Origin of the sequence: Lactiplantibacillus sp. 30.2.29 (assembly GCF_018991255.1) — a bacterium.
GTDB classification, from domain to species: Bacteria; Bacillota; Bacilli; order Lactobacillales; family Lactobacillaceae; genus Lactiplantibacillus; species Lactiplantibacillus pentosus.
Map to the genome: position 1 here is coordinate 18,506 of NZ_JAGYGU010000035.1, position 12,902 is coordinate 31,407.

Consider the following 12,902-nt stretch of genomic DNA (forward strand, 5'->3'; position numbering starts at 1 on the left):
GTGTGGTGCATACAAACAACATGAAGAAGAAATCAACCTTCCAAAAGATTACCATGGTCGTTATCTGGTTAATGATTATTTCAACAATTGGATCATTAGTTCTCACCGCCCTTTCTGGGTTGGGCTTACTGACCTTTTAATCAAGTCCAATTAACGGCTGCTATTCTCACAATCCTGTCAGTCCCACCGGTTGCCACGCGCATCATGGGGCTGATTTTTTTGTGCGGATTTCTTTATGACAGATGGAAATTCAAAGTCAAGAGCGGCCAGCTGAAAACCGCTGGAAACAGGACCATCAACTAGATTGCTGTTCGTCTGCCAGGGACGCGCCTTATTCCGCCTTCCGGGGCCGGCTGACAATTGCTGGAGCGCAGCCGACATCGATTTGAACTCACGCGGAAGACCACTGCGCAATTTCAAATTCGAGTCTTATTCTAAGCCGGAAGCAACCCACTTCCGACTAAGAATAATTTGGCTACTGAGCATTGCCAGCCAGCCCCTCCAGTCGGGAATCCGCTCGAATGGCGGATGAACGGCCACCCATCTGGGTACAATCGACCGCTGAATATTAGATGACTGGTCCTTCAGGCAAAGTTTAATCGGTATCGATGATGATTGATGACATTTAAATGCAGAAAAGATTGCCTGAATATTATTGATTAATTTCAATGGCACTAGTTTCAACGGACACTATTCACTATTCTTGAATTTAGTCGATAAAATTACCTTCATTTATAATTCGAGACTCGGCTACCTTTGGCAACTAGGGAAAATACAGACAAGTTCCGTGAAGCCGCTGAATTGAAAAGTTAAAACATGGGTAAGGGAGTTTTGCTATCTTTAGTAACCAGTCTGACAATTGACTATCAAAATGACCGTATGCTAAGAGCCAACGATTAATCCAACAAAAAGTTGAGTCCGCACATGAAAAATCAACTACATAATGTGTGTCTAGCATTAAATTTCTGTCCACTTCAACTCTGATGCCGATTATTTTAGCAACTTACCGCTGTCTCATCGCAAACTTAAGACTACAAAAAAATCAGATGAACAGCCCCTAACAGGATTGCTCATCTGATTTAGTTTTAACGCTTATTGCTAAATTTAGACATTAGCCAACTGACTATGGTGTTTCACTAGTTGGTGCCTCGTCCGCCGTTTTTTGACGGTAGACCTTACGTGGTTTACTGCCCTCGGACGGTCCAACCACACCACGCTCTTCCATCTCATCGACGATCCGAGCAGCGCGGTTATAACCGATTCGGAAGCGGCGCTGTAACATTGACACGCTCGCTGACTGCTGCTCGGTGACTAATTCGACCGCGTCCGCATAATATTCATCTTCACCATCACGCGGATCACCAGAACCACCAGCATCCGTCTCATCATCTTTGACTAACATACTGTCGTCATAATCAGCGGTCTGTTGCGACTTGATAAAGTTGACGATGGCTTCAACGTCACTATCTGAAATATAAGCGCCCTGTACCCGCAATGGTTTGTTCATCCCCATTGGCTGGTAGAGCATATCCCCACGGCCCAGCAACTTTTCAGCGCCATTGGTATCAATAATGGTTCGGGAATCGGTCCCACTCGAAACGGCAAACGCCATTCGGGATGGCACGTTGGCTTTGATCAAACCGGTAATGACATCCACTGAAGGCCGTTGCGTGGCCAAAATCATGTGAATTCCGGCGGCCCGAGCCATCTGACCCAAGCGAATGATGGCATCTTCAACTTCACTCGAAGTCACCATCATCAAGTCTGCTAATTCATCGACGACGACAACGATATACGGCAAGACTGGCCGATTTTGGCCATCCGCTGCATTTTGTTGCCGGATATACTGGTTATACCCTTGCATATTGCGTTGTTTAGAATCCGCAAACAGTTCGTAACGCCGCTCCATTTCAGCAACCACTTTATGCAAGGCCCGAGCCGCTTTTTTGGGCTCAGTTACGACTGGTGTCAACAGATGTGGAATCCCGTTGTACACCCCTAATTCCACCTTTTTCGGGTCAATCAGCATGAACTTAACTTGACTGGGCTTCGTATTCATCAATAATCCCGTAATCATCACGTTAATCGCAACTGATTTCCCACTACCGGTTGAACCGGCGATCAACAGATGTGGCATCTTGGATAAGTCCGCAACGACCAGATTACCCGAAACATCGCGTCCTAATGGCACTGCCAGTGGTTTTGTTGGGTGAGCAGGCTGTGCTTCCACAATGTCACGGAATGACACCGTGGAAATTTGCTTGTTGGGCACTTCAATCCCAATCAGCGATTTACCCGGAATCGGCGCTTCGATTCGTAAATCTTTCGCCGCTAAAGCCAACGCCAGATCATCGGCCAAGTTAACGACCTTGCTAACTTTGACCCCGACTGCTGGGTGTAACTCATATTTCGTAACGGACGGCCCCAAGCTGACATTTTTCACTTCCACCTGCACACCAAAACTCGCCAGCGTTGTCGTGAGCTTCTGTGAGTTACTTTCAATCGTTGCATACTCGTCACTTTGATCCGTTTTGGGAATCTTGGTCAGTAACGTTGGCGCCGGTAATTGATAATCCGCGTCATCCATGACCTCGGTCCCTTGCAAGGCTTGATCTGTTTCCGAGTCAGCGTTCGACTCTGTCGTTGACGCCGCATTGGATACTGGCGTTGCTTCACGGTCACTGGCAACGGTAATATTCAGATCCGCCTGTGACTTAGCTGCCGCAGAAGTCGCAGAACTTGGTGCCGCGGTTGCGCTAGTCGGCGCCGTGGATTTGGGCGCTTCTGAAGTCACCTCTGGCGCGGGTTTGGACTGAGCCGCATCCGCCTGATTGGCACGAACTTGTTGATGGACTCGCCACCGTGCAATCTGAATGCGAACCCAGTGTGCCAGTTGCTCGTAGCCAGACTGCAACTGATGCCCTAACTGAATCAGGGCTGCGCGTAACGCCTGCATCGTTTTATGGAACGGCAGATCAAACGTTACATACACGCTGGTAATCATTAAAATCAGGGCAATTAAAACGGTGCCGACATTGGCTAACAATGGATACGTCACACTGTACCCCGCAGCGCCAACTAGGCCACCACCGAGATTGCTAGCCATCCCCCCTTTGGCAAAGTCGTTTTTGATCAAATTCAAAGTCACACGCCAAAAATCGGTGTGGCGATTGAGGGCGTTAAACATCGGAATTTCTAATAATAACAAATAGCTAAAGAAGAATAGATTACCACCGACCCACCAGCGCCAAGTTAACCGAGGCCAGCGCCCAAAAATCATTAAGTACCCCATTACCAACAACGTGAGGCCTGCAAATATCTGATAGGCATTCCCGGCAATTGCCCGGAAAAATTCGGCGAATACCATCCCCACTAAGCCGACTTTTAGCAATGCCAGCACGGTAATCAGGAGACCAATCAACCCAATCACATTTCCGGTCATCTGCCGCTTGGCCGCCCCCGTTGGCTTCTTTTTACGCGTCGAGGTTCGGCGCTTTTTCGTTGTCGCTTGTCTACGCGCCACGCTTCGTTCATCCTTTCTCAATCAATACTGCTTCCATTATAACAAACTCAAGTTCCCCCGTCCTCATCAAAAAATGGCGAAATCAGCTAACGACTTGTTCACTTGCAACACTGGTTAAGCACGAGTTGTCGGACGATTTTAGTGATACAAACACGGTACCAACTCGATCGTGGCATTTAAACGACTCGCTCAGTTTAGATTCTGGCGCGACGTCTGCATCTGGCTATCGACAATTTCACCTGACGAAGCCGGCCGCAATAACGCTAAAAAACGCACCCTAACGATTACCGCTAGCGCACGTTGGTGGTTACTTTAATTTGTCGTTTTCATAATGGTGCGACCGTTCCAGATTAGGAAAGTTTTGTTGCCGCAACGCTTCATAAATCACAATGGCTGCTGAATTCGAAAGGTTCAGCGCGCGAATATGTGAATCATCTTGTGGAATTCGAATCGCCTTTTCAGGATATTTCCGCATGAATGGTTCCGGTAATCCAGTCGTTTCCTTCCCAAATAGGAAGTAATGATCCTTACTCGTGTCGTGATAGTCGACATCGGTATAGTCATGTTCCGCGAATTTAGACACCAGGTAGAGTTGTGCCAAATCTGGAATGCTGGCTAAGAAGTCCTGCAAGTCAGCATGATAAGTAATATCAACACTGTCCCAATAATCTAAGCCAGCCCGCTTTAAATGCTTGTCATCGATTTTAAAGCCTAAGGGTTCAATCAAGTGTAAGGCCGTATCCGTTCCCGCACACGTCCGCGCAATATTGCCCGTATTAGCAGGCATCAAAGGTTCAAATAATGCAATATGGTTTGTCAAAATAATCTTCCTCGTTCAAATTTAGTCTCTGTGCGAGGTTGGCGTCTCGCAATCTCATTAATCATACCATGTCTCAGCGCTGACCGCGAATTTTGCGGTTAGTACTCATTGTTCGCCTTCTTAACTAATCTTCGCTATACTAATCGGCGTACCATGTTAAAAGGAGGAATTTAAAATAATGAAAATTATGATTATCGGTGCCACTGGCATGGCTGGTTCTGCGATTACCAAGTTGGCGCTTGAACGCGGCCATGATGTGATTGCCATCGGTCGTTCGGAAGAAAAGTTGGCGAACTTACCCGTCAATGCGCACTTGGAGACTCGCGCAAAGGACGCCTTCAGTTTGACCCTCCCAGAACTGCAAACGGTCGACGTTGTGGTTGACGCCATGGCAACTGGCCCTGACAAAGCCTATTTACACGTGGATCTCGCTACCAAATTGGTGAGTCAGCTGCGTGAACGCCAACAACCGCGGCTGGTCTTCATTCTCGGCGCGGGCAGTTTGACGACCGGTGACGACGCTCACCTCTTCGTTCATGATATCGAAAGTGACCCGGCCAATGCCGCATTCGTCGCCATTCCTCAAAATCAGTTAGCAGAATTGAATTTCTTGCGGACCGTTACCAACGTGGACTGGGTCGGCATCTCACCCGCCGCTAACTTTACTCCTGGACCCGCTACGGCCATCCAATATGGTCACGATACCTTGCTAACGGATGCCAATGGAGATTCAACCACCAACAGTGGCACGATGGCAGTCGCCGTGCTCGATGAGGTTGAGCAACCACAACACCATCAAGAACGTTTCACGGTCGCCAATCAGTAAGCTTGATTTGGCGCTATTCTGAAATGGACCGCTTATTACAGCAAAATTAAATCAGATATAACTGGTAGTCGTTACAGCTGCACATCAATTTGCGCGGGTTGTAACGACTATTTTCGTCTCTGTCGGGTACCCCCCGTCCCTCACTGGTCTTTAATTAATTTTTCAGCAAAGCATGCTAAACTATTGCCATGCTAATTTGAAAGTGGGGATTTCATGCAGAACCGTTTATCAGGGCGCAATTTGGGCTTCATCGGAACCATGCTATTCGGCTTGTTCTTTGGTGCCGGCAATCTAATCTTTCCCATTTATCTGGGACAACAAGCGGGTCACCACGTCGGTTTAGCCATAATTGGTCTCTTGATTACTGGGATTGGTTTGCCACTCCTAGGGGTCATTGGTATGGGACTGACGCGCAGTCAAGGCGTGTTCGACCTTGCGTCCAACATCAGCCGACCGTATGCTTATGGGTTTACCGTGCTACTCTATTTCACATTAGGACCCCTATTTGCGATGCCCCGGCTTGCCACGACGGCTTTTCAAATCGGACTGGCACCGTTTTTGTCAACTAATGTACAGCCAATCGTGTTGCTGGGCTTCTCACTAATCTTTTTCATCGTGACGTGGTTACTGGCTCGTAACCCTGGCAAAATCATGACCTATGTTGGCAAGTGGCTGACACCAGCCTTTTTGATTCTGTTAGGACTACTAATGGTCGTGGCAATCGTCAAGCCGTTGGGGTCATTAAACGTCGCCGCTAGTGGCGCTTACGCCAACCACCCATTATTGACGGGCTTTACTGAAGGGTACAACACGATGGACGCCCTCGCGTCACTTGCCTTTGGGATCGTTGTGATTGATGCGATTCGTGATTTAGGCGTGACTGAACCGGGCCAAATCGCCACGGACACTATCAAAGCCGGCTTAATCAGCATGAGCCTGATGGCCGTCATTTACGGTCTGCTCGCAATCATGGGCACAATGAGCCTCGGACGTTTCAGCCACGCGGCCAATGGTGGCATCACGCTCGCACAGATTGCCAACGCCTATTTTGGGCCGTTTGGTAACCTATTACTGGCACTAATCGTGATCATTGCCTGTTTAAAGACCTCGATTGGCTTAACGACAGCTTTTGGCGATACATTACACGGGATGTTTCCGAAAATTTCTTATCACTGGCTGATTACGATTGCTTGCCTGATTCCAGCAATTCTAGCAAACGTCGGTCTTACAGAAATGATTCGCTACTCGACACCCATCTTAATGTTATTGTACCCATTAGCAATCGTCTTGATTTTACTAGCCGTCCTGGCACCCTGGCTAGGCCAATCCAAGTGGTTATACGCAATGACGACTGCTTGGACAATGATTCCAGCAATCTTAGCCGGTATTAACGCGATGCCCGCTGCCTGGTTACACGCCGCTTGGCTACAGGCATTAATCAAACTAAATAGCTGGCTACCACTCGCCAACCTCGGCTTAGGCTGGAGCGTACCAGCACTAATCGGGTTTATCCTTGGCTTGCTACTGAGCCATCGCACGACCGTTCGCTCCTGAGCGACCTTAATACATTGAAACAACAAATAAGCAGACCAATGTCGCAATCGTGAAATTGATTGCGACATTGGTCTGCTTTCTTATCGTTACTCACGCAATATGATCGTTCTTATCTAGCATTGCTGATGATTAAATCATGCCCATTTTCAAGCTCAAAAGCAGCCAGCTGAGACCCGCTGGAAACAGTGCGAGTTGCAGTAAACTTGCAGCACATGTTCGTCCTAGCCGGCCTACAGGCATTTCTGACAACGCTGGAACGTGGTGGACACAGATTTAAGCCGACAACCCACGTCTTAAATACTGGTCTTTCACTAACCAAGCCAAAAACGCTTGCTAAGTGAAATTTCACCACTGAGCATTGTCAGAAACGCCTTCCGGCCGGGAATCACATTCGAAAGGCGGATATGTGCGGACCCAACCTTTGAGAAGCTAGTCGTTGACTCATAGTTAACAGCTATTTGACATCCAACTGTAAGACTAGTTTCTAATGATAGCAAAGTCTCAAATTATAAACGAAGGTAATTTATCAACTAAATTCAAGACTAATGTCCGTTGAATCTTGCGAATAAAATTCAACTGATTTTTTCAGTGATTAAGTGTGATAAAGCATTATTGAGGCCAATTAAAAGTTTACCTGAAGGACCAGTCACTTAATATTCAGTGATCAATTGTACCCAGATGGGTGGCCGTTCATCTGCCATTCGAGTGGCTTCCCGACTGGAGGGGCTGGCTGACAATGCTCAAGGGCGAAATTCTTCTTGTCCGGGTGGGGTTCCCGTGCTAGAAGAAGACTCGTATTTGAAATTGCGCAGTGGTTCTCTGCGTGAGTTCAAATCGATGTCCGCCCTGTTCCAGCGTTGTCAGCCAGCCCCGGAGGTCGGAATATGGCGCGCCTCGGCTGACGAACAGGAATCTAAATTGGCATGATTTAATCATAAATACATCCACATCGATAATACCTAAAAATGGACACAAAAAAACGTAGTATTTCGGTGTGGGCACGGCGAAACGCTACGTTAATGAAGTACAACTCGGTAGTCACCAACGACATGTCGATGTTAACTACCAAACGATTTCTCAAAGGTTATCTTAACACCGGTGTACCAATCATGCAAGCGCACGTGCTAACCTTTTTGCATCGTCAGTAAACTGACATCGACGGTGATACTGGTTAAACCTTGCTGTTTCGCGGTTGCGAGCTGTTCAGCATCCGCGCCCCAGTGTAACGGCGTCATGACCAATAAGTCATTGAAGTCGATGTCATCTAAGGTCACTTGGTAGCGAATCTGTTGCCGTGTCGCGGTTGGGTAGTGTTGTGCAAACAAGTCCAATACCCGTTGATTATCATATTGATACTGCCGATCAGTCGGTTTGAATAATAAGTGACGTAACTCGACTAAGTATTCTGGATTTGGAACAATTTTTAGTAGTTGCCCACCTGGTGCTAAGACCCGCTCGAACTCTTGATACGCAGATGGTGAGAACACGTCCATGATGGCGGTAAAGGCCGCATCCGTAAATGGCAATTGCGCCAGATCCGCCACGCAGTAATAGGCCGGCGTGGTTAATTGCGTCGCCAAATTCACACCATCCTTACTGATATCAAAGCCAATCCCGACGTCTTGTGGGTTGGCATGTCGCTTCAACAAGTCAGCTAGTGGCGTGCCTTCACCGCTCCCAATATCTAATATTCGCTGGGGCGTCTCAGGCAACGCCGCATTGATTGCTTGAACGATTGGTCCAAAGAATCCAGCTTGTAAGACGCGCCGCCGCGCTGCCAACATTGACGCATCGTATTCACTAGCAACTTGGTGCGTTAAAAAGTACAACGTGCCCTTCTTCGAGAAATCCACTTGATGCCCATTTGGACAACGTAAACTGTGGCCTTCAATTGTCTCATAGGCTTGGTTACAAACCAAGCACCGAAAACGGCTGATATTTTGTTGCACAAACTGAATACCACGGTCAATTTTTTTCACAGGTCTCACCTTACCTTGGTTATTTTTATTACTCGTGTCGTCTGACGATGTCTGCGATCACAGCGGTAATTCACCGACTGAAGATGGACATCCGACCATCGATTTTACTTTCTCAATCTGCGGCGTGAATCCCACCACAACGGATATTGCACGCTTCCTCTGAAAGTCCGTGCGTCCATCATATCATATTGTGACGGACAAAATAGTAGTCCTTACGATTTAGATGTGGTATCTTAATGACTGTTCTAAAGGCTGATTGAACTTGGCTAAATGAATTTGCGACTGCATGACATACATTTATGACATAAAGGAGACTTATTCAGATGGCAAAGAAATCCAAAATTGCAAAAGAAAAGAAGATCGAAGCAACGGTGGCAAAATACGCCGAACGTCGACAAGCATTGAAAGCTGAAGGTAATTACGCTGAGTTAGCTAAGTTACCGCGCAATGCATCCCCCGTTCGGATCCATCGGCGTGACATGCTCGATGGTCGGCCCCACGCCTACCTTCGTAAATTTGGCATGTCGCGGTTAAACTTCCGCCGTTTGGCCCACGCTGGCCAGATTCCTGGCGTTAAAAAAGCAAGCTGGTAAAGTGCAAGACCGTGCCATTATGACGGTCGACTGAACGGCTTTGTCGCAGACTAAATAAAAGGTTCCGGAGAAATGACGACACTTCTCTGGAACCTTTATTTTATCCATTTAAGACCACTGGCCAATCAATCACAGCCACAACCTATTTTTCAGTCTTATCCGCTGAAGCTGATGGCTCTGGCTCATATAGGCCGGACGAGCGCCGATACCAGCCGAATAAGTGGGTCCATAAAACTTTCAGGATTGCGTATCCCGGAATCCCAAAGATAACGCCCATCAAGCCAAAGATTTTTCCAGCGGCCAGCAGAACCACCAAAATCGTGATGGGATGGATATCCAAACTGCTACCTAAGACTAATGGTGAAATGAAGCGGCCTTCAATCGTTTGTTCAATCACAAAAACGATCAAGACTTGTACGAGCATCCAGGGCGAGGTCACTAGCGCAATCACGACGGATGGCACCATGGCGAGGAATGACCCCAAATACGGAATCAAGTTCAAAACACCGGCAGCGATTCCCAGTGTCAACGCAAATTTGAGCCCGATAATGCTATAACCGACCGCAAACATCACAGCGACAAAGAAGGCAACCGTCAACTGGCCACGAATATAGTTACTAACTTGTGAGTTGATTTCAGTCAAGACATCTAAAAAGCCTTGACGAGCCTTCGTTGGTACGAACTTTGCCATGTACTTTGGCAATTGATGCCCATCGCGGAGCAGATAGAACAAAATAAATGGCATCGTAATCAGGCCGATAATCACCGTTGTGACGGTGCTAAAGACCCCCGTCAACGAGGTGACCGTACCCGTGAGATATTTAGAGAAGCGGCCACTGACCAACTTACTTAAATCAGTATTCCAACTTTCGAGCTGCTCGCGAACCCCACTCAGTTGTGGGTCATTGATCCATCGATTGACCTCGGTGCTGGCGTTTTTCCAATAGGTCGGCCAGTCATTAATAATCGACACCGTTTGGTCACGAATCGTCGGGATGATTGCGATGATTCCCAACACGATCAGCGCAGTAACCACGACAAACAATCCAATAATCGTCCAAGTCCGGCGTATATGATGCCGTTTTTCCAACCGATCGACTAGCGGATTCAATAAATAGTAGAGCACCCCCGCCAGAATAATCGGTAACCCGACGATACTGAAGAATTGACGCACCGGCGTTAACAACCAATCCACTTGTTTGCCCATAAAGAAAATCAGAAGCACGAGTAGGATAATCACCAAAATTTGAATCGTTCGACGCGGCGACCACCGCCGCTTTTGTGGGTCAGGTTTCAATTAATCCCCTCCCTACGATTGATATGTGATGACACTACCAACTTTAATCTTCGGTAATTGGTGTGGTGTCAAATAGAGGCCGTTATCCATCGGCTTTTCTGGTACCGACTTGAAGTAGAGCGTCGCGTGACCAATCGAAGTTAAATTGGCTTCGACTAACCCACCCGCGTATTCAACAGTATAAGTCTGTTGATCGATGGTAATGGTGCTACCGACAACCAGTGAGAGCTGCGTTACGGGCTGTTCGAATTGTTGGACGACCGCAATTTGTTGCAACGGCGCCGTCGCCGTTTCGTCAAAAAGCACTAAAATTGGTTCTTTCGGATCGATGGCATTGTCGCCAATCGATTGAACTGTTGCAGTTACTGTCATATCAAGACCCCCATCGTTTTTAATGATTGCTTTAATTGTAGCATAGTCCCAATCGCTGACGCCAATTTGTCATCGCTTACACCTTGATTATCTATGCTATACTAAAACTATCTATTGAGGAGGTCTGTTGCACAATGCAAGAACAAATTTTATTTGGAACTTATACGAAAAAGACAAGCCAGGGCATCTATCAAGGCACCCTCGACACAACTGCCAAGACGCTAACGAATGACGGTCTGTTAGCTTCGGCTTCGAATCCGACCTATTTGGCACTCTCAGCCAAACAACGCCTTTACAGTGTTGACAAGGAAGATGACGAAGGTGGTGTCGCAGCCTGGCAATTAGATGGTCAAACGGCTCACAAACTAAATACGGTCGTGGCACCCGGAACACCACCTGCATACGTTGCGGTTGATGAAGCACGCCAACTCGTCTACAGTGCCAACTACCATAAAGGAACTGCGGAAGTGATGAAGATTGCCGCTGATGGCGCCCTCACCTTGACCGACACCGTTCAACACAGTGGTAGCGGTCCGCGTCCTGAACAGGATGGCTCACACATTCACTACACTGATTTAACGCCAGACAATCGCCTCGCCGTCATCGATCTAGGTAGTGACAAGGTTTACGTTTACAACGTCAGCGATGCCGGTACATTGACTGAACAATCGGTCTTGACGATGCCCGCAGGCTTTGGTCCGCGGCACTTAGTCTTCAGTCCAGACGGTCAATACGCCTTTTTAGCCGGTGAACTCTCTAGCCAAGTGGCCACTTTGTCCTACGACGCAAAAACGGGGGCCTTCACTCAACTCGGCATCGTCAAAACGATTCCAGCCGACTATACCGCTCACAATGGTGCCGCTGCCATTCGGTTGAGTCACGATGGGCATTTCCTATACGTTTCCAACCGGGGATACAACACGCTGGCCGTCTTCGCGGTTGCGGCGGATGGTAGTCTCAGCCTTATCCAACAGATCAGTACGGAAGGCGATTTCCCACGCGATTTTGATCTAGACCCAACTGAAGCCTTCGTCGTTGTCGTTAACCAAAATACCGACAATGCCACTTTATATGCACGTGACCTCACCAGTGGTAAACTGAGTCTATTACAAAAGGATGTTAGCGTCCCAGAAGGCGTTTGCGTGCTATTTAAGTAAAGGATGAATCCCATGTTATTAAAAGAAGTCTGTGTTGAAAACTATACCAACATTCCGGCTGCCATCGCCGCGGGTGCCAATCGCATCGAACTCAACGACAATTTAGCCGTTGGCGGGACGACCGTTAGTCGTGGTGTCATGGCTGAAGCCACTAAATATACCAGCGAGCATCACGTCCCATTAGTTGCGATGATTCGGCCGCGTGGTGGCAACTTTGTCTACAATGACACTGAACTTAAAATAATGGAGGCCGACCTGCTACAAGCGCAATCATTGGGCGTGGACGGCGTGGCATTCGGTGCATTGACCGCTGATAATCAACTAGATGTCGAAGCCTTGGAACTCTTGATTGGCGCAGCCGGTGGTATGTCCATCACCTTCCACATGGCGTTTGATGAAATTCCAGTTGCTCAGCAAGCCGCAACGATTGACTGGTTAGTTGATCACGATGTTGATCGCATTCTCACGCACGGTGGCCCGTTGACCCAATCGATTGAGGACTGTCTGCCACAGCTCCAAGCGACGGTGACTCAGGCGGCAGGTCGTATTCAGATTCTCCCCGGTGGCGGGATCACAGCCGACAACGTTGACCACATCACGTCGACACTCGGCGTTAACCAGGCCCATGGCACTAAAATCATTAAGTATTAGCATTTAACACACACTAAAGGCGCTACTCATCTTCTGATGAATGGCGCCTTTTTTGGTTATATTCAGTTTAATACGTCTTGTGGCAGTTAATTTGTCATGAATCATGATTAAAACGTGCTATTTTCTGAGT

At 47.8% G+C, this 12,902-nt stretch carries 11 protein-coding genes; 6 read left to right on the forward strand and 5 right to left on the reverse strand.

What is annotated here, in order from left to right:
* Window positions 1-20 precede the first annotated feature (20 nt).
* Complete coding sequence (locus KGF65_RS14480; RefSeq protein WP_003645940.1) at window positions 21-140, forward strand: DUF4044 domain-containing protein; 120 nt, start codon at window positions 21-23, stop codon at window positions 138-140.
* A gap of 983 nt (window positions 141-1,123) precedes the next feature.
* Here the strand turns inward: KGF65_RS14480 and KGF65_RS14485 are convergent.
* Both KGF65_RS14485 and KGF65_RS14490 read right to left on the reverse strand, forming a co-directional pair.
* Window positions 1,124-3,523: a DNA translocase FtsK gene (locus tag KGF65_RS14485; protein WP_101873281.1), complete on the reverse strand. Its 2,400-nt coding sequence runs from the start codon at window positions 3,521-3,523 to the stop codon at window positions 1,124-1,126.
* 307 nt (window positions 3,524-3,830) lie between these two features.
* The gene (locus tag KGF65_RS14490; protein ID WP_050338386.1) at window positions 3,831-4,343 is read right to left on the reverse strand and encodes a tRNA (cytidine(34)-2'-O)-methyltransferase; all 513 of its coding nucleotides are present in this window, start codon (window positions 4,341-4,343) and stop codon (window positions 3,831-3,833) included.
* 178 nt (window positions 4,344-4,521) lie between these two features.
* On the opposite strand from KGF65_RS14490, the gene KGF65_RS14495 reads away from it, so the two are divergent.
* Window positions 4,522-5,169 carry an NAD(P)-dependent oxidoreductase gene (locus KGF65_RS14495; RefSeq protein WP_216748651.1) on the forward strand — a complete coding sequence of 216 codons (648 nt, stop codon included), beginning with the start codon at window positions 4,522-4,524 and terminating at the stop codon, window positions 5,167-5,169.
* Between the two features lie 213 nt (window positions 5,170-5,382).
* On the forward strand, window positions 5,383-6,723 hold the full coding sequence (brnQ, locus tag KGF65_RS14500; RefSeq protein WP_065674754.1) for a branched-chain amino acid transport system II carrier protein: 1,341 nt from the start codon (window positions 5,383-5,385) through the stop codon (window positions 6,721-6,723).
* Between the two features lie 1,124 nt (window positions 6,724-7,847).
* Here brnQ and KGF65_RS14505 read toward each other — a convergent pair.
* The gene (locus KGF65_RS14505; RefSeq protein WP_101873279.1) at window positions 7,848-8,702 is read right to left on the reverse strand and encodes a methyltransferase domain-containing protein; all 855 of its coding nucleotides are present in this window, start codon (window positions 8,700-8,702) and stop codon (window positions 7,848-7,850) included.
* 323 nt (window positions 8,703-9,025) lie between these two features.
* On the opposite strand from KGF65_RS14505, the gene rpsN reads away from it, so the two are divergent.
* Window positions 9,026-9,295: a 30S ribosomal protein S14 gene (gene rpsN / locus KGF65_RS14510; protein ID WP_050338382.1), complete on the forward strand. Its 270-nt coding sequence runs from the start codon at window positions 9,026-9,028 to the stop codon at window positions 9,293-9,295.
* A gap of 142 nt (window positions 9,296-9,437) precedes the next feature.
* On the opposite strand, the gene KGF65_RS14515 is transcribed toward rpsN, so the two are convergent.
* Both KGF65_RS14515 and KGF65_RS14520 read right to left on the reverse strand, forming a co-directional pair.
* Complete coding sequence (locus tag KGF65_RS14515) at window positions 9,438-10,592, reverse strand: AI-2E family transporter (RefSeq protein WP_101873278.1); 1,155 nt, start codon at window positions 10,590-10,592, stop codon at window positions 9,438-9,440.
* Between the two features lie 12 nt (window positions 10,593-10,604).
* Entirely contained in the window at window positions 10,605-10,964 is a 360-nt protein-coding gene (locus tag KGF65_RS14520) for a PTS glucitol/sorbitol transporter subunit IIA (protein ID WP_050338380.1), read from the reverse strand.
* Between the two features lie 134 nt (window positions 10,965-11,098).
* On the opposite strand from KGF65_RS14520, the gene KGF65_RS14525 reads away from it, so the two are divergent.
* Together KGF65_RS14525 and KGF65_RS14530 are read left to right on the forward strand one after the other, a co-directional pair.
* A complete protein-coding gene (locus KGF65_RS14525; protein WP_021338026.1) occupies window positions 11,099-12,121 on the forward strand; it encodes a lactonase family protein in 1,023 nt (340 codons plus the stop codon).
* Between the two features lie 12 nt (window positions 12,122-12,133).
* Window positions 12,134-12,772 carry a copper homeostasis protein CutC gene (locus tag KGF65_RS14530; RefSeq protein WP_101873277.1) on the forward strand — a complete coding sequence of 213 codons (639 nt, stop codon included), beginning with the start codon at window positions 12,134-12,136 and terminating at the stop codon, window positions 12,770-12,772.
* Window positions 12,773-12,902 lie beyond the last annotated feature (130 nt).